The sequence below is a fragment of the Bacillus sp. AFS029533 genome, assembly GCF_002585125.1.
GTDB lineage: Bacteria > Bacillota > Bacilli > Bacillales > Bacillaceae_G > Gottfriedia > Gottfriedia luciferensis_B.
Window position 1 is genome coordinate 1 of record NZ_NUQC01000031.1, and the last position, 16,353, is coordinate 16,353.

The window sequence follows — 16,353 nt, forward strand, 5'->3', positions numbered from 1 at the left end:
TTTCCATTACAGGATGCTCGCTTTCCATGGGGCGGGATTCTTTAGCCTCCTCGGCAAGCCTGCGGGGTCTCAGCCTTCCCGCTAATCCCATAGGAGTCGAGCACCCCTTTAGTTCCAATCAACTTATTCATAAAAAAAAGTCTGCAATAAACCCTAATCAAAAAGCCTTTACTTAGAGTAACCTAACCGTGGTGTATTAATAAGCTTATAGGTCAACTAATATTGAACTTTAATTAAACCAATCAACTGAATTTGTTTTCTAATAATTTGCTCATAATATTTTTAACTTCAGAAAAAAATCATTACTAGTGATTTTGAATCATAAAATTGCTTAAAATATTAACATTTAAAACCAATGATATATCATCCAAAAAATGATTATATATAAATAAGTTCAATTTAATGTCGTATTCCCTATTGACTATTTTATATTCGACTTTATGTTAAACAATTTGCAAGCTAAAATTGGTTGGACCAACGGCTTCGTGCATCTTAAAAATCTTCATTAAATACCTATTTATAATTTGGAAACTGAATCGGTATATTTAATATATGTTCTGGTTGGCCGTCTTTTGCACTTGCTACATATAGTGTAAGTACTCCATTTGGACTTGTTGGTTGATTATAATTAATTACTAGTTTAAAGTTCCCCCATTCTGGAGCACCCATATCAGCCATTGTGTGACCTTCGGCTAATACATTATGGCCATCTTCTATTCGATAAAGAAATGTTGCTTCAAAAACACTAGCTTTCCCTTCAACAATTAACACATTCTTACCTGTTGTGTCATTTACGACTGAAGTGACTTTAAATGCATCGTTTTCAACTGGTGTAAAGGCTTTAACTGGTGGCTTAGTTTCATCCTTTTTTGGCGGATTATTATTTCCCTTATCTGGTGTATTTCCTTTATCAGTATTTTTGTCTTTATCTGGTGTATTGCCCTTATCAAGTTGTGATGACTGATCATCCTTTTTGCCATTACCGTAGTCACTTGACTGACAGCTTGTAAAACAGAATATGCTTAAAATGATAAGTCCAATAAATAAAAGTCTTCTCATTCTATTAATCACCTCTAAAATAATTTATTGATGTAGATTAAATATTGTTCTGAATCAAACTATTTATTTTTTACAAAAGATGAAATGCATTTTTACCGAGTGGACTTCTAAGAAAAGGAATGAATTTTTAAACACATTAAAAGAATGTACTAGCAAGTTGTATTACGATTGGTAAAGTTAGACTACTTAATATAGTTGAAGTAATGACAGTTTGTGCTGCAAAATTTGCATGTGGACCTTTGAATGATAGTAATGCACTATTTCTTGAACTTGGGAAGGCACTACCTATAAAAAGGGCTTTTGCAACCACACCTTCAAAACCGAAAATTTTTATAAGGGCAAATGCAATAATTGGACCACCAATCAATCTTAAGAAGTTACTAATCGCTAAATTGTTCCAGCTAATTTCTTTCCCCGATTCAGCTAATTGAGCTCCAAGTGTAATTAACGCAAATGGGGCAAATGATTCAGTAATAGGATTTAAAATGGTAACCAATTCATGATTTAATTTCACATGAGATAGTTGAAGAATAAAGCCAAGTACTACACTATATATGATTGGTAGCTTTAGCATTTTCATAATTGCTTCTTTCATTTGAACTGAAGCCTCTGCATTATATACCCCAACAGTAAATGTCATGATATTTTGAAACAAAACGATTAAAACTCCAATACTCAATGCAAAAGGATCATTTTTAAAAACTAACGCATTTACTGGCAATCCAAGATTTCCTGAATTATTTAACGCGATGCTATTCGCAAATGTACCTTGCATAGATTTTTCAATTCCTCGCCATCTACATATTAATGTTGAAATTAGCGACATAAAGACAAATTGAATAACCAAGTAAAATAAAACAATACCTGCAACTTTACCAGATAACGGACTATCATATATTTTCATAAATACTGCGACTGGAAGAAATAAATAAACTAAGAGGGTTGTTAAAGTACGTAAGTGAAGTTTAAAAAGGCGATTAAATAAATAACCTAATAAAACATAAAAAAATAGAGGAAGCATAACTTCTAGTAGTAATTTTATTACCATTTCTTTTCCTTCTTTCAGATGATCAACCGCTTATTATTATCTCTACATATCTCGGTTAAAAATTTTTTCCTTTTGTTTCTGAAACTCATTTTCTGTGATTACCCCGTCATTTTTTAATTTACTTAATTTACGAAGTTTCACTTCAAAGTCCTCTTTCTCTCTTGTAATATACTCTTCAACATTTACTTCATAATTAGATATACCACGATTACTAAAAACGTTGTATCCATTGATTATGGTAATCATTAACGCAATTCCGATCCATATCAATCCGATCAAACCAGCTTTTGGTATTACAATCGTAAAACCGAGGACAATAAAAATAATGCCAATCATTAAACCAAAAAATGACTGCCCTTTACTTGGTTTAACTCGAATCTTTCTCAAGTTTCCACCTCTTTTCATTTTAAAGTTAAATTCTGAATGAAATAGAAGCTTTGATCTTAAAATTAAATAAAATATTATTTTGCTTTCGAAATAACTATATTCGACAAATTATGTTTAAATACCTATTGCAAAAATAAAAAACCACCTATTTAGGTGGAATTTTTATTTTTTTTATCACGTTATTTAAAATGATTTAACAACATTTTTTCAAACTTCTATCAACGAGTTATTTTGAAAATTTTTCTTTCCATTCACTTAAATACAAAACCTCATTTGTTTTTACTGATTCTCCATCAAGTAGCGAAATAAACTCTAAACTATTTCCATCAGGATCTCGGAAATAAACACTTGCTGCTGGCATCCAAGTATGTACTACAGGTTCAATTGGATTTAATCCAAAAAAGTTTTCAGTTGGTTTTATCCCTCTCACTTTAAGCCATTCAATACTATTCTCTAGTTCATAAAGACTTACGCCAAAAGCAAAGTGGCCTTTGTGAAATTCCTTACCTTTCTCTACCTCCCAAAGTCCGAGCATTTGTTTGCCTTCACCAATAAAAAAGAAAGCAACTCTTCTTCCTTCAATTTTATGAGCGAGCTTAATACCTAGTTTTTCGTAAAACATAATGGATTCTTCTAAATTTCTCACTTCTAAATGAGTTTCATATATACTTTTAATCATCGCTTTTTCTCCTCTCATCAGAATAAAGTAATTTCGTAAGTATTTATATTTTAGCATTAGGCTATTTATTATAAAAAATTCTGAATTTACAACTCCTCGAGAATATCTCCAAGATGATATGATTTAATTAACTTTAATTCCAATTGTAAGGAGGTTTGTAAGTGATCTTCCAATCAAATAAGCTTACTATTCGTCAATTAAAAGAAAGTGATGTTCCCCTTCTAGCAAAATGGCTTTCGAATCCAAAAGTTCTTCAATATTATGAAGGTCGTGATCATCCGTTCGACGATGAAAAAGTAAAAAATATATTTTTTACGAAAGATCCCTCTATTCAAATGTGTATTGTAGTTTATGAAAATATTGAGATAGGCTATATACAATTTTATAAATTAGACAATGAATCAAAAATTGAATATGGTTATGAAAATACAAGTGAAGTTATTTACGGAATGGATCAATTTATTGGTGAAATTGATTTTTGGAATCGTGGAATTGGAAGTTTACTTGTCTCATCGATGGTGAAATACTTAGTGAATAAACAAAACGCAAAAAAAGTAGTAGTAGATCCACAAACATGGAATGTACGTGCGATTAAATGCTATGAAAAATGTGGATTTAAAAAAATTCGATTACTTCCGAAACATGAGTTACATGAAGGCGAACATAGAGATTGTTATGTGATGGAGTACGTTTCAGACTAAATTTTCATCACAAATTGCTAAGACATTTTTGAATAGATTATCATTGGAGATATAATGGTTAACTACTGGCAATTAATAAGGGATCTCTCACTATTTGAGAAATCCCTCATAATCTAATATTTTTAGTTATTGAACAAAAACTTGTTTTAAAGGTTGATCGGCTGGTCCTTCTAATACTTCGCCATAAATTGAAAACCTTGAGCCATGGCAAGGACAATCCCATGATTTTTCACCATTATTCCACTCGACCTCACAACCTAAATGAGTACAAGTTGTATCTACACAATGAACTTTACCATTTACATCTTTATATGCTCCAACTCTTTTACCATCTAGTGTTACAACTGAGCCCTCATCATTGTATAACTCTTCTATTTTTCTAGAAACAGGCTCTAATTTTCCTTCAATTAAATGTTTAGCTACATCTAGGTTTTGCATTAAGAAATGCTTGATACTAGGGTCTGCTTGAAATCTCGAAGGAGTGAACACATCAGCATCAACAGCTTCTTTTCCTAAAATTAAATTACTTATTAACTGCGCAGAGACTGTTCCACTTGTCATCCCCCATTTACGGAAACCAGTGGCTACGTAAATATTTTGATGTTTTGACGATAGTCTACCAATATAAGGCATTTTATCTAAAGTAATTAAATCTTGGGTAGACCATCTGAATAATACATCTTCAATTCCAAAGGTTTCTTCCCCAAAAAGTTTTAAATTTTCATAAAAACTCATAGTACGAGTTTCTACTCCAGTTTTATGACTTTCTCCACCAATTAGTACTAGTTCTTCATTATTAAATTTAAAGGATCTTAGAGACCTTTTCGGATTTTCCGCACTTATGTACATGCCTCCTGGATATGCTGTTTTTACTTTTGCAGCTAAGGCATATGAACGATCTGCATGTAATTTCGTAAAAAAGAATTGATTACCATCGTAAAAAGGAAAATGGGATGCACTTACCACATGCTTACATTTTATTTTTCTTCCACTTTGAGTGACTACGACTGGGGTGTTACCTGTTTCAACGTCAATAACGACAGTTTCTTCATAAACCTTTAATCCGTTTTCAATTGAAGCTTTTAATAAATGAATCAAGTATTTTAGTGGGTGAAACTGAGCTTGATCCCTCATTGTAATCGAATATTTTGTATCAAAGGGTAATAATGTTTTTACTGCTCCAAATGAGTCGATTCCTAATTTTTCATAAGCTTTCAATTCATTTTCTAGATTCCTTACATAATCATCTGAAGTCGTATAAATGGTTGCATCTTGTGTCTCATAATTACATTCTATTTGATTATCACTCGTATATTTTTTTATAAAATCCATTGCATTTTTAGTAGAATGATAAAAGATTTTTGTCTTTTCTAATCCAAAATGTTGGATTAGCTCATCATATATTAAATCATGCTGTGCTGTTACTTTTGCAGTCGTATGGCCCGTTGTTCCATTAATTATTTTATTCGCTTCAATTAAAGCGACCTTCATACCCGCTTGTGTTAAAAAATATGCGGTTGAAATTCCCGTAATTCCGGCACCAACGATTACAGCATCAAACTCTTCATCATCGTTAAACGGAACAAAAGTAGGAATATTTAGTCCACTTCTCCATATTGGCTTTGAATGCTTCGGCAAGCCATTATAATCAATCTTTTCATTCATCTTTGAATACCTCCATTTATGTTATGTGGTTATTATTACCAAATTGATGGATGTTCATTAAACTAACTTTTCAATACTACTATTTAGTAAATATTGTTAAAATGGAGATAATGATGAATGCTTATCTAACAAAGTAAAAAATTAAGTAAAGAAGGTAATTTACATGGCTTATAGAATAAAAGACACTTTAATTTCTGAAACTGATTTAAAAAATAGAGTAAAAGCACTTGCCAATCAAATTGAACATGACTTTAATAACGAACCACTAATCCTTGTAGTTGTTTTAAAAGGATCATTTGTATTTGCAGCAGATTTAGTTCGTGAAATGAAAAGTAATATTAATGTAGACTTTATTTCTGTTTCTAGCTATAGTAATCAAACTGAATCAACTGGAAAAGTAAGATTGTTAAAAGATTTAGATGAGAATATCACAGATAAAAACGTGGTAGTAATTGAAGATATCATTGATAGTGGTCTAACATTGCACTTTTTACGTGACCATCTTCAAATGCATAAGCCAAAGTCGATTAAGATTTGTACTTTATTAGATAAACCTGAAAGAAGAAAAATCGATCTACCAGTTGATTATGTAGGTTTTGTCATTCCAGATGAGTTTATTGTTGGCTATGGAATTGATTATGCACAGCAGTATCGAAATCTACCGTATATCGCAACAGTAGAAGAATATTAATTTAATTTTAAAAATGCCGTTTGATTTTTTTATCAAACGGCTTTTTTTTATTTCTTGTTAACTTTTTTATTAATTAAGTCGATTAGTAAGTTTCGATCCTCTGGAAAACTAAGCTCTAACTCAATAATTTCATCTGCTGATTTCCAAGCAATATCATATATTAATTGATCAGGGTCTTGAATTTTAGCATAGCCACCAATAATTCTAACTTCAAAATAATGTACTTCTACTTGAAAACCATACGAGATTCTATCTTTAATAAACAATTGCTTAATTATTTCAACTTCATATCCTGTTTCTTCGAGTAGCTCTCTTTTACAACACTCTTCAATCGATTCATTTTGTTCTAAACCGCCTGATGGAGCAGCCCAAAGCTTATGTTCGTCAGGCTTGCCTTGAAGTACCATTAATATCTGCCCTTTATGATTAATACAAATACCCGTTGCCCCAATCCATTTCTCCATGAATAGTCACCTCTTTTAGTTACTTTATATAATCTAGCTATTCGATCATTTAATATTTTATCTTGTTGAATACGGTCCCTTTGATATTTATATAATTTCTTGGGAAAAATAACTCAAAATTAGTAAACGGGGTGAATTTATGAATCGCAAATTACTACTCATTTTCTTGATCGTTGTTTGTTTAATTATTCCGAACTATAGTTACGCGGAAACTACTGCTAAACCATTAAAAATTGCGTTTATTCGCGATGGATTTGTTTGGATAAAAATAAATAATAAAGAGGAAAAAATAACAAAAGCAAAAGGGGTTTATACGAATCAACCCGAGTGGTCATTTGATGGAAATTATTTAATGTACCAAAAAGAAATACCTACTGGTCCTACAGCATCATATCCTACTCGCTCAGAAATATGGATTTATAATATGAAAACAAAAAAAGAACAAAGGATCATTTCCGATGGTGAGAATCCAAAATGGTCCCCTACTAAAAATATTTTTGCATTTCTAGATAGTGGTGTGTTGAACGTTTCTGATTTTAAAAATTTTTACAATATTGCACTAGGTGTTGATGATTATAATTGGATTCCAAACGGTAAAGGCTTTATAGCTTCATCAGCCGCAGCACTAAATCCGGACGGTTGGACAAACCCAGTTTTATATAAAATCACTTTACCAAATGATTTAAAAAATATTTCTAGCGCAACAAACACTGTAAAACAATTTTTCGTTGTCCCTAAAACCTTAACAAAAGGCAATACTTCCATTCCGTCCATAAATGCGTCAACATTTCAATTTTCGCCTGATCAAAAATGGATCTCTTTTATCGTTAACCCAACAGCTTCTTGGTCTATGGATAGCGACATGCTTTGTATCATTTCTTCAGATGGAAAAGTTTTTGAAGTTCAAGATGAAATTATTTTACATTTAGATAATCCAAAATGGGCTCAAACTAAAAATATATTAGGATACATTGCAGGTGGAGGCAGATTAGTTTTCGGCTACAAAAATAAGAAGATGAATATTACTGAAATGCCTGCATTTACATCAACAAATTTAACACCGCCACATTACGCTGAATTAGGATTTACATGGTGTGATGATACATCGATTGTTGTTTCAAGAGTAAAAGAAAGTGAGTGGTCAAATGATGAAAAGAAACGACCAAAACCATCATTAAATGTGATTAATCTTTCTACTCATAAACAATTAAAAATAACGAATCCACCAACTGGAAAAGGCGATTATAATCCAGTCTACTCTAAGACTACCAATAAAATAACGTGGACTAGAAAAGGCGAATTAGATGTTGTCGGTAATGTATGGATCGCCAATCTGGATGGTAGTAAACCTGAAATTTTATTAAAAAATGTTAGTTCATATTCTATTTTTGAGAGGTAAAAAGGATGAGGATGAAATTTTTCATCCTTTTTCTATTTCAAGACCATTAACGAAGCAATCAATTTGTAAAACTGGTACTACTTTAAAATGGTTTAATTGACTACAATGCGTAACATCTTCTTCAAAGCCCTTCATTCTCAGTTCTCTTCCACTTCCGCATTCCCAAATCAATTCTTTAATTTTATGTTTTGAGTGAAGAAACGCGCCAATACAAACTTCCGCTTCTGGTGATTTTGTTCCTTCTAATTCTGACAAAATTGCTCCTGCTCCTAAATAATCTTCAATAGAAGGTCGCAACGCATCCTCATTTTCATGTAAATCATTCCAAACTTCACCGCACGGAATGACTGTTATATTAACATTTTTTTCTTTTTTTAGGCGATTAGCCAAACTTGCAACCGCAGAAGCATTAAGTAAAGAACCAATCAATAACGCTGGCACCTTTGAAGCGATCCATGAACAAAATGCCCCATTTAGAGAACATAAAACAAATTTATGATTGGCATGACGTTCATTAAATGAGACCGGCGAAAGTGTTGCCTTCCCTAAAACTGCCGCTTCATTTCTTCCTAAAATATACTCCGCTCCAATCTTTTTAGCATAAGCTTTCCCATCTAAATTTGGTGGATATGGATAGACGATTGCTTTTTGAAATACTGCTGAAACAACAGTCGATGAAAAACTAAGAACATCAACAATAATCGTTATATCCCCGCGTTCCGCTGCTTCCCTAGCTCCCCTTTTTCCCCACTCTACACGACATTCATAATTTGATTGATCGAACATGTTCTCATTCCCCTTTATTAATCTTTTAAAATCGTCATACATAGAAAAAGCAATACTCTTTTAAAGTATTGCACTAGTGTGGAGACAAAGTATTAGATTTTCAGACTTATTGCAAATGTTTGACTAGCAGTCTGAAACGATTAACGATATGTAACTTCTGTATACCCTAGGCTATTTTTAGTTGTCTTCATTGGCTTATTAGGATAATAAAAGACTAAATCTTTATAATTCATCTTATATTTACTTGTTTTAAAGTACTTGTTCAAATACACAGTTCTCATCTTTTCACCATCTACATAAATTGCTTTTCCTTGAGGGCGATCTTTATCAAATCCATAAATTAGATAATCATTTAAAAAATGCATTCCCTTCCCATCTCCGGCATACAAATGCTCTGCACCTGAAATCGAAGCAAAATTCATATTTAAAAACGATGATGTTTTAAATATATATATACTATGCGGTATATTAGTAATACATAGAATGTATGGACTATTCGGGATTTTAACCAATTCATAGTCCACTTTTTTAAGTTCTGGTAAATCCTTATGAATAGCGAAACTAACAGCCTTTTCTTTTGAATTAAAATTTATTGATATGTAAGTAAATATGCTCACTAACGCTATAAAAATTAGCACATATGTAATAACTTTTTTATTCATATAAAACTTCCTTATTTAGAAATTAATTTTATTCAGGAAAAGAGCATACACCTAAACGATTTCCTTCTAAATCTTTGAATTCAAACCATTTAAATGTTCCATCTTCATTTAATTTCTCTACTTCTACATCATGTTCTTTTAAATGATTATAAGCTTGTTCGATATTTGGAGTATAAAAATTAAAACTCATATGCTTATTTGGATTTTCTAGTTGATTAGTTTTTCTAACTAAAGTTAATGGTGTTTCGCCAATATTTAATGCTGCATATCCATTTATCGGATCATTCCATCTAACCGTAAAACCCAATACCGAGCAATACCAATCTACTGCTTTCTCAAAATCAATTACTTGCAGAAAAACTGTATCAATTCTTTTAAAATGCTCTGACATAGCTAAGTCCTCCTTTTTTACTACACACTATTTATTCAACACTTATAAACTATTTCCTTTTATATTTCATGCTAAAAATAAAGGGATTTTACTGTAATTAGTCAATTATTTATAAATATTGAAACTAGAAATTGGAGGGGAAATTTTTGATAAAGATTGTTAAAGTAAAAAAAGCCGAAGAATCAAAATTACATAATTTGATGCAATTTTATATTTATGAATTTACTAAATATCTTCCAGTAATTAAACTCGGAGAAAATGGATCTTTTCATAAGTTTAACTTAGAAAAATACTGGCAGGAACAGGATTATCACGCTTTTTTTGTGTTGAATAAAGAAGAATTAATCGGTTTCGCTTTGATTGAAACTTTATTAGAATCCAATTCAAATTGTATAGAAGAGTTTTTTATAATTGAAAAATATAAAGGGCATGGTTTTGGTAAAAAGGTAGCAATAGAACTTTTCAATCTGTTTCCTGGAAAATGGAGTATCTCACAAATTGAAAAAAATGAACCTGCTAAGGCATTCTGGAGAAAAGTAATTAATTATTATACAAAAGGGAATTTTACTGAAAGAATTGATGAGAATAAAAAGACAATTCAAGAGTTTGATACAGGTGAAATGATAGAAAATTAATTTAAATTAAAGCCACCTTTTAGGTGGCTTATTTAATTTGCTTTGAAATTATAAAGTGGTTTAATGACTTTAATAACTTCGATTGCATCCTTAGTATTTTCAATGATTTCTTTCATTTCCTTATAAGCCATTGGACTTTCGTCAAGTGTACTCTCTAAAACTGAAGTACTCCAAACATCCTTCATGGTTTCTTTAAATTCATCAAGCGAAAGAGTTGCCTTTGCTTTTGAACGACTAAGAATTCGACCTGCACCATGAGGAGCCGAATAGTTCCAATCTGGATTTCCTTTTCCAATTGCAATTAAACTTCCATCTCGCATGTTGATCGGAATCAATACTTTCTCACCTTTTTGAGCGGAAATTGCCCCTTTACGAAGAATCATATTTTCGATATCAATATAATTATGGACAGTCGTAAATTGTTCAACAACTGTTAAATCCATATTCTTTACGATTTCATCCATCATTGCCTTCCGGTTCCATAAAGCATATTCTTGGGCAATTGCCATATCATGCATATATCGATCAAACCAAACTCCTTCTAAATAAGCTAAATCCTTTGGAATATATTGCGACGGAAGACTTTTTAAAGCAGTCTCAATTTCTTTTTCACGGCCTTCATCCCTTAATTGCTGAATGACTTTAGAACGATTTTCTGACTGGCTTTTTAATAATTCATACGCTTTTTTCTGATAAAATTCCGCTACAACTTTACCTAAATTTCGGCTTCCAGAGTGAATAACAAAATAAATATTTCCGTCTTCGTCAACATTGCACTCAATAAAATGATTTCCGCCACCAAGTGAACCTAAGCTAAGCTTTGTTCTTGTTTCATTTAATTCTTTAAAGCAGTGCAGCTTTGAAAAATCAATTTTCTTCACAAACTCATGCTTATTATTTCGAATTGAAAACCCTGATGGAACATGTTTACGAATGACTGCATCTAGTTTTTGAAAATCAATTTCTTTTTGTGAAACTCTTATTGTTTCCATTCCGCAACCTATATCGTACTTTAACCTCTAATTTCTTAGAGAGTGGACTATACCTTCTCTACAATCATCGGAGTATGCAGCTCCTTTTGTAGGCTCGCCGTGTTAATTATTCTATCCGACATTAGAAGGAGAATAATTCTGCACAGGTCGTCTGCTAACAACGTGCAAGTCTCTGAACCATTTGATTATGTCACCATAACCTCTGGCTGCTGATTGCCCTCGACTATATTTTACGTTAGGGTTTCCAGCAATTGAGCGAGTTTTTTTACGTTGGAGCCGTTTTAGTTAACCCCAACGAGATTTGGAACGATTTTATCTTGAATCGTCATTGTCGTTCCAATCGTGCATCCCTTACCTGCATGAGTATCTGGCATAATTCTAATTTTAGAACTTTTCACGAACTCTTGATTACATAGTTCAATAATTTGCCCAATTGCTCCTTGTTCCACATTATCTGTAAATATTTTAGCTTCATTAAATGAGCCTTTAACTGTAAGCATTGTCTTCTCCTTCAAGTTAGTTTTATTTTAAGGCATGACTTTATTAAACTATTTCAAAGCGCTTTATAATAGTTCTTTTTTGACGATTTACTCTAAAGATTTCATCTATTTTATTGATTTTCTAAATTTAATGAATACGAAAGAAATTCTTTATCAACTTGATAGCCATTTTTTTCATACAATGCTTGTGCCGATTTATTATCAATAGCAGTTTGTAAATCCAATGCTTTTGCTTTCGATACGATTGCAAATTTCTTTGCTGCATCTAACAACAATTGAGCTACTCCTTTTTTCCTTGCCGTTTCAGTTACATATAAGTCATTTAATATCCATAGCTTTTTCATTGATACAGAAGAAAATGAAGGATATAACTGAGTAAATCCCATAGATTGATCTTCTTCCTTCACAAGAAAAATAACAGAATCTTGTGTTTTGATTCGTTCCGTTATAAAATCAATCGCTCCGTTTAAATTACTTTCTTGTTTATAAAACATTCTGTACTGATCAAATAAATTTGCTACATCTGTAATATGTTCTGATTTTGCACGAACTACTTCCATCATGTCACCTCTTCTAACTAATAATTAATCTATTAGTTAGTTCGGTATATTTCATTAATTTCCTCTAATCGCTACACAGGGTACAAAACGTACGAAAAATAGTAATTTTTAATTGTAAAGTTAATAATATAAAAATGATCTAATAAATTTCCAAAATTTAGGTTTTCATATGAATTAACTTATAATAAGATTGAAGATGAAAAACTAATTTAATTTTTTCTATTATGTGAAGAAATTAACATGCTTACACTTGGGGTGACAATAAATGGATAAAAAAGCGCTCATTATTATTGATTATACGAATGACTTTGTAGCAGATGCTGGTTCATTAACTTGTGGTAAACCGGCACAGGAAATAGAACAAAGTATTCTTCAATTAACAAAAAATTTCATTAAAAATCAAGATTACGTTGTATTTGCAGTAGACGTCCATGATGAGAATGATCCGTTTCATCCCGAAACAAAATTATTTCCACCTCATAATATTAGACATACTAAAGGAAGAGATTTATATGGTGGATTAATGGATTTATACAATTCATCGAAAGGCAATTCAACTATTCAATGGATCGATAAAACTCGTTACTCTGCTTTTGCAGGAACAGAACTTGAGATAAAACTAAATGAAAGAGGCATTAATGAACTTCATTTAATAGGAGTTTGCACTGATATTTGTGTATTACATACAGCGGTCGATGCTTATAATAAGGGTTATAAAATAGTCGTTCACGAGCAGGCTGTTGCAAGCTTTAATGCAGCTGGACATGAATGGGCATTAAGTCATTTCAAAAATACTTTAGGGGCGGAAATAAGATGAATTACAACTTTCAAGATGATAGCCTTGCACTTCATACAGACCTATATCAAATTAATATGGCGGAAACTTATTGGGGTGACAATATTCACAATAAAAACGCTATTTTTGAACTTTATTTTCGTAAACTCCCATTTGGAAATGGATATGCAATCTTTGCGGGTTTAGAAAAAATAATCAGTTATCTACAGAACTTTAAATTTAGTAGTTCAGATCTTGACTATTTAAAAGAAGAACTCGGATATAAAGATGAATTCATTCAATTTCTGTCTAATGTAAAATTCACAGGTTCAGTTAGAGCAATTCAAGAAGGTGAATTAGTATTTGGCAATGAGCCAATCTTAAGAATTGAGGCACCGCTATTAGAGGCACAATTAATTGAAACTGCGTTATTAAACATTGTCAATTACCAAACATTAATTGCTACTAAAGCTTCACGAATTAAACATATCGTTGGTAATGATACGTTAATGGAATTTGGAACAAGACGAGCCCAAGAATTTGATGCTGCCATTTGGGGAGCAAGAGCCGCTTATATTGGTGGATTCCATGCAACTAGTAACGTTCGTGCTGGTAAATTATTTAATATTCCTGTTTCAGGTACACACGCTCATGCGCTCGTGCAAGCATATCGAGATGAATACATAGCTTTCAAAAAATATGCAGATCGTCATTACAATTGTACATTCCTAGTTGATACATACGATACACTAAAAAGTGGAGTGCCTAATGCGATTAAAGTCGCAAAAGAACTAGGTGATAAAATTAACTTTGCAGCTATCCGACTAGATAGTGGAGACTTAGCCTATTTATCGAAAGAAGCTAGAAAAATGCTCGATCAAGCTGGTTTCGTAAATACTAAAATTGTTGCTTCGAATGATTTAGATGAATATACAATTTTAAATTTAAAATCACAAGGAGCAAAAATTGATTCTTGGGGAATCGGAACAAAGCTTATTACAGCATATGATCAACCGGCTCTAGGAGCTGTTTATAAGTTAGTAAGTATTGAAGATGAAAATGGTAAAATGATTGATACAATAAAAATTTCTCAAAACCCTGAAAAAGTAACAACTCCTGGACTTAAGAAATTGTATCGAATTATTAATACTGTTAACCATCACGCTGAGGCTGATTATATTGCCCTAGAAGATGAAGATCCAGGGTCTGAGGAAAAAATAAAGTTATTCCATCCGATCCATCCATATATCAGCAAGTTTGTAACTAATTTTGAAGCTAAAGAACTTCATCATCAAATCTTTACTAAAGGTGAATTAGTCTACAAAGTGCCAGCCATTAAAAACATTCAGGATTTTGCTGAAAACAACTTAAGTCTACTTTGGGAAGAATACAAGCGTGCATTAAACCCTGAAGAATATCCTGTAGACTTAAGTCAAAAATGTTGGGATAACAAAATGGAAAAAATAGCAGAAGCTAGAAAGAAAACAGAGGAAATGAAAAATGGCTAAAATTGGGATTTATGGCAGTTCGTTTGATCCGATTACAAACGTTCATTTATGGACTGCAAGTACGATTGCTCATCGTTGTCAATTAGACAAAGTTATCTTTTTACCCTGCTCTTCAAAAAGAAGAGATAAACAATTACATAATACTGATGAACATCGTTGGAATATGTTAAAATTAGCGATTCAAAACAACTCAAAGTTTATTGCAGACGATTATGAAATGAGTAAAGAGGCTTGGGAAGTATTCACTTACTATACAATGAACCATTTTAAAGCTAAATATAATGAAGATGAAGTTTATTTCATAATGGGAGCTGATCTCCTAGAAGATATAGCAGAAGGAAAATGGAAATACGGAGATCAATTAGTTTCCGAAAATAAATTCATTGTAATGGCCCGTGATGGAATTGATATGCTAAAGACCATCTCTCGTTCTCCCTTATTAAGAAACAATGATAACGGTTCAAGATTTCATCTAATTGATAAAGGATTAGCGATGGAAATTAGTTCAACATATATTCGAGAAGAGTTTGCTAAAGGCGGCGAGCCAAGATATTTATTACCTGAGGATTGCTATGCTTATATAAAAAAATACAATCTGTATCAAAAGGAGAATGAAGATTGAACAGTTTACAAAAAGAAATTGTCGAAGAAATGAAAGTAAAGCCAGTTATCGATCCTAAAGAGGAAGTAAGAATAAGTGTTGATTTCCTAAAAAGCTATCTTAAAAAACATCCTTTTTTAAATGGTTTTGTATTAGGTATTTCAGGTGGTCAAGATTCAACTTTAACAGGAAAACTTGCACAAATAGCAATAGATGAATTAAATAGTGAGCAATCAGAAAAAAATTATCAATTTATCGCAATTCGATTACCATATGGCGTTCAAATGGACGAAGAAGATTGCCAGGAAGCGTTAAAGTTTATTCAACCAACTAAGACATACACAGTGAATATTAAAGCTGCTGTAGATGCTAGTGTAAAAACTTTAAAAGATATTGGCGTTGCCCTTACTGATTTTGCAAAAGGGAATGAAAAAGCACGTGAAAGAATGAAAGCTCAATATAGCATTGCTGCTATGAATGGGTGTGTTGTCCTAGGCACTGACCATTCCGCTGAGGCGATTACTGGTTTTTATACTAAATATGGCGATGGTGGTTCGGACCTTTGTCCGATATTCCGTCTAAATAAGCGTCAAGGAAAGATGCTACTAAAAGAATTAAATTGCCCACCAAAGCTATATGAAAAAGTTCCAACAGCTGACCTTGAAGAAGATCGCCCACAATTAGCAGATGAAGTCGCTCTTGGAGTTACATATGATGACATCGATGATTACTTAGAAGGTAAAGAAATTAATAGTGACTCTCAAGCAAAAATCGAATCATGGTTTAATAAATCTAGACATAAGAGACAAATGCCATACACTGTTTTTGATAAATTTTAATTCATTAAAGC

Annotated in this window: 19 protein-coding genes and 1 pseudogene; 8 read left to right on the forward strand and 12 right to left on the reverse strand. The window is 32.1% G+C overall.

The features are described from left to right. Positions 1-513 precede the first annotated feature (513 nt). From COE53_RS17455 to COE53_RS17470, 4 genes are all read right to left on the reverse strand, one after another. Positions 514-1,059 carry a Gmad2 immunoglobulin-like domain-containing protein gene (locus COE53_RS17455; protein WP_091024327.1) on the reverse strand — a complete coding sequence of 182 codons (546 nt, stop codon included), beginning with the start codon at positions 1,057-1,059 and terminating at the stop codon, positions 514-516. Positions 1,060-1,195: 136 nt separating this feature from the next. Then, positions 1,196-2,107 (reverse strand): AEC family transporter, encoded by a 912-nt coding sequence (locus COE53_RS17460; protein WP_091024325.1) that lies wholly within the window; start codon positions 2,105-2,107, stop codon positions 1,196-1,198. A 42-nt stretch (positions 2,108-2,149) separates the two neighbouring features. Further along, the gene (locus COE53_RS17465) at positions 2,150-2,494 is read right to left on the reverse strand and encodes an SHOCT domain-containing protein (protein WP_025569086.1); all 345 of its coding nucleotides are present in this window, start codon (positions 2,492-2,494) and stop codon (positions 2,150-2,152) included. Positions 2,495-2,720: 226 nt separating this feature from the next. After that, complete coding sequence (locus COE53_RS17470) at positions 2,721-3,173, reverse strand: VOC family protein (RefSeq protein WP_098948461.1); 453 nt, start codon at positions 3,171-3,173, stop codon at positions 2,721-2,723. 161 nt (positions 3,174-3,334) lie between these two features. Here COE53_RS17470 and COE53_RS17475 point away from each other — a divergent pair, with 161 nt between their 5' ends. Further along, positions 3,335-3,874 (forward strand): GNAT family N-acetyltransferase, encoded by a 540-nt coding sequence (locus tag COE53_RS17475; RefSeq protein ID WP_098948462.1) that lies wholly within the window; start codon positions 3,335-3,337, stop codon positions 3,872-3,874. Between the two features lie 126 nt (positions 3,875-4,000). Here COE53_RS17475 and COE53_RS17480 read toward each other — a convergent pair whose 3' ends face one another. Then, positions 4,001-5,539, reverse strand: a complete 1,539-nt coding sequence (locus tag COE53_RS17480) for an FAD-dependent oxidoreductase (protein ID WP_091024321.1) — start codon at positions 5,537-5,539, stop codon at positions 4,001-4,003. 163 nt (positions 5,540-5,702) lie between these two features. Here COE53_RS17480 and hpt point away from each other — a divergent pair, with 163 nt between their 5' ends. Next, on the forward strand, positions 5,703-6,230 hold the full coding sequence (hpt, locus tag COE53_RS17485; RefSeq protein WP_091024319.1) for a hypoxanthine phosphoribosyltransferase: 528 nt from the start codon (positions 5,703-5,705) through the stop codon (positions 6,228-6,230). 47 nt (positions 6,231-6,277) lie between these two features. On the opposite strand, the gene COE53_RS17490 is transcribed toward hpt, so the two are convergent. Beyond that, positions 6,278-6,694, reverse strand: coding sequence for an NUDIX hydrolase (locus COE53_RS17490; RefSeq protein WP_098948463.1), 417 nt, complete (start codon positions 6,692-6,694; stop codon positions 6,278-6,280). 139 nt (positions 6,695-6,833) lie between these two features. Here COE53_RS17490 and COE53_RS17495 point away from each other — a divergent pair, with 139 nt between their 5' ends. Continuing rightward, positions 6,834-8,093, forward strand: coding sequence for a TolB family protein (locus COE53_RS17495; RefSeq protein ID WP_091024315.1), 1,260 nt, complete (start codon positions 6,834-6,836; stop codon positions 8,091-8,093). Between the two features lie 21 nt (positions 8,094-8,114). Here COE53_RS17495 and COE53_RS17500 read toward each other — a convergent pair whose 3' ends face one another. The 3 genes from COE53_RS17500 to COE53_RS17510 all read right to left on the reverse strand — a co-directional run bounded on the left by COE53_RS17500 (position 8,115) and on the right by COE53_RS17510 (position 9,932). Then, complete coding sequence (locus COE53_RS17500; protein WP_098948464.1) at positions 8,115-8,879, reverse strand: 2-phosphosulfolactate phosphatase; 765 nt, start codon at positions 8,877-8,879, stop codon at positions 8,115-8,117. 140 nt (positions 8,880-9,019) lie between these two features. Then, positions 9,020-9,541 carry a hypothetical protein gene (locus tag COE53_RS17505; protein ID WP_091024312.1) on the reverse strand — a complete coding sequence of 174 codons (522 nt, stop codon included), beginning with the start codon at positions 9,539-9,541 and terminating at the stop codon, positions 9,020-9,022. A 28-nt stretch (positions 9,542-9,569) separates the two neighbouring features. Further along, a complete protein-coding gene (locus COE53_RS17510; protein ID WP_069033275.1) occupies positions 9,570-9,932 on the reverse strand; it encodes a VOC family protein in 363 nt (120 codons plus the stop codon). Positions 9,933-10,078: 146 nt separating this feature from the next. On the opposite strand from COE53_RS17510, the gene COE53_RS17515 reads away from it, so the two are divergent. Continuing rightward, the gene (locus COE53_RS17515; RefSeq protein ID WP_091024310.1) at positions 10,079-10,567 is read left to right on the forward strand and encodes a GNAT family N-acetyltransferase; all 489 of its coding nucleotides are present in this window, start codon (positions 10,079-10,081) and stop codon (positions 10,565-10,567) included. A 32-nt stretch (positions 10,568-10,599) separates the two neighbouring features. Here COE53_RS17515 and COE53_RS17520 read toward each other — a convergent pair whose 3' ends face one another. The 3 genes and pseudogenes from COE53_RS17520 to COE53_RS17530 form a co-directional block, all read right to left on the reverse strand. Further along, entirely contained in the window at positions 10,600-11,559 is a 960-nt protein-coding gene (locus tag COE53_RS17520; RefSeq protein ID WP_091024306.1) for an RtcB family protein, read from the reverse strand. Positions 11,560-11,843: 284 nt separating this feature from the next. Continuing rightward, a pseudogene (locus COE53_RS17525) lies at positions 11,844-12,059 on the reverse strand (RtcB family protein); the annotation flags it as partial. 110 nt (positions 12,060-12,169) lie between these two features. Next, positions 12,170-12,619 carry a GNAT family N-acetyltransferase gene (locus COE53_RS17530; protein WP_069033277.1) on the reverse strand — a complete coding sequence of 150 codons (450 nt, stop codon included), beginning with the start codon at positions 12,617-12,619 and terminating at the stop codon, positions 12,170-12,172. 265 nt (positions 12,620-12,884) lie between these two features. On the opposite strand from COE53_RS17530, the gene COE53_RS17535 reads away from it, so the two are divergent. From COE53_RS17535 to nadE, 4 genes are read left to right on the forward strand one after another with little or no spacing between them, the layout of a single operon-like run. Beyond that, positions 12,885-13,436: a cysteine hydrolase family protein gene (locus tag COE53_RS17535; RefSeq protein ID WP_069033278.1), complete on the forward strand. Its 552-nt coding sequence runs from the start codon at positions 12,885-12,887 to the stop codon at positions 13,434-13,436. Continuing rightward, positions 13,433-14,902 carry a nicotinate phosphoribosyltransferase gene (locus COE53_RS17540; RefSeq protein ID WP_069033279.1) on the forward strand — a complete coding sequence of 490 codons (1,470 nt, stop codon included), beginning with the start codon at positions 13,433-13,435 and terminating at the stop codon, positions 14,900-14,902. Before COE53_RS17535 ends, COE53_RS17540 begins: the two co-directional genes overlap by 4 nt. After that, positions 14,895-15,524, forward strand: a complete 630-nt coding sequence (gene nadD / locus COE53_RS17545) for a nicotinate (nicotinamide) nucleotide adenylyltransferase (protein WP_069033280.1) — start codon at positions 14,895-14,897, stop codon at positions 15,522-15,524. Before COE53_RS17540 ends, nadD begins: the two co-directional genes overlap by 8 nt. Next, positions 15,521-16,342 carry an ammonia-dependent NAD(+) synthetase gene (gene nadE, locus COE53_RS17550; protein ID WP_069033281.1) on the forward strand — a complete coding sequence of 274 codons (822 nt, stop codon included), beginning with the start codon at positions 15,521-15,523 and terminating at the stop codon, positions 16,340-16,342. Before nadD ends, nadE begins: the two co-directional genes overlap by 4 nt. Positions 16,343-16,353: the final 11 nt, after the last annotated feature.

Excerpts from the sequence above, each read along its gene's own strand:
- COE53_RS17455 (WP_091024327.1), bottom strand. The coding sequence starts at position 1,059 with ATGAGAAGACTTTTATTTATTGGACTTATCATTTTAAGCATATTCTGT.
- COE53_RS17460 (WP_091024325.1), bottom strand. The coding sequence starts at position 2,107 with ATGGTAATAAAATTACTACTAGAAGTTATGCTTCCTCTATTTTTTTAT.
- COE53_RS17470 (WP_098948461.1), bottom strand. The coding sequence starts at position 3,173 with ATGATTAAAAGTATATATGAAACTCATTTAGAAGTGAGAAATTTAGAA.
- COE53_RS17480 (WP_091024321.1), bottom strand. The coding sequence starts at position 5,539 with ATGAATGAAAAGATTGATTATAATGGCTTGCCGAAGCATTCAAAGCCA.
- hpt (WP_091024319.1), top strand. The coding sequence starts at position 5,703 with ATGGCTTATAGAATAAAAGACACTTTAATTTCTGAAACTGATTTAAAA.
- COE53_RS17490 (WP_098948463.1), bottom strand. The coding sequence starts at position 6,694 with ATGGAGAAATGGATTGGGGCAACGGGTATTTGTATTAATCATAAAGGG.
- COE53_RS17495 (WP_091024315.1), top strand. The coding sequence starts at position 6,834 with ATGAATCGCAAATTACTACTCATTTTCTTGATCGTTGTTTGTTTAATT.
- COE53_RS17500 (WP_098948464.1), bottom strand. The coding sequence starts at position 8,879 with ATGTTCGATCAATCAAATTATGAATGTCGTGTAGAGTGGGGAAAAAGG.
- COE53_RS17505 (WP_091024312.1), bottom strand. The coding sequence starts at position 9,541 with ATGAATAAAAAAGTTATTACATATGTGCTAATTTTTATAGCGTTAGTG.
- COE53_RS17510 (WP_069033275.1), bottom strand. The coding sequence starts at position 9,932 with ATGTCAGAGCATTTTAAAAGAATTGATACAGTTTTTCTGCAAGTAATT.
- COE53_RS17520 (WP_091024306.1), bottom strand. The coding sequence starts at position 11,559 with ATGGAAACAATAAGAGTTTCACAAAAAGAAATTGATTTTCAAAAACTA.
- COE53_RS17530 (WP_069033277.1), bottom strand. The coding sequence starts at position 12,619 with ATGGAAGTAGTTCGTGCAAAATCAGAACATATTACAGATGTAGCAAAT.
- COE53_RS17535 (WP_069033278.1), top strand. The coding sequence starts at position 12,885 with ATGGATAAAAAAGCGCTCATTATTATTGATTATACGAATGACTTTGTA.
- COE53_RS17540 (WP_069033279.1), top strand. The coding sequence starts at position 13,433 with ATGAATTACAACTTTCAAGATGATAGCCTTGCACTTCATACAGACCTA.
- nadD (WP_069033280.1), top strand. The coding sequence starts at position 14,895 with ATGGCTAAAATTGGGATTTATGGCAGTTCGTTTGATCCGATTACAAAC.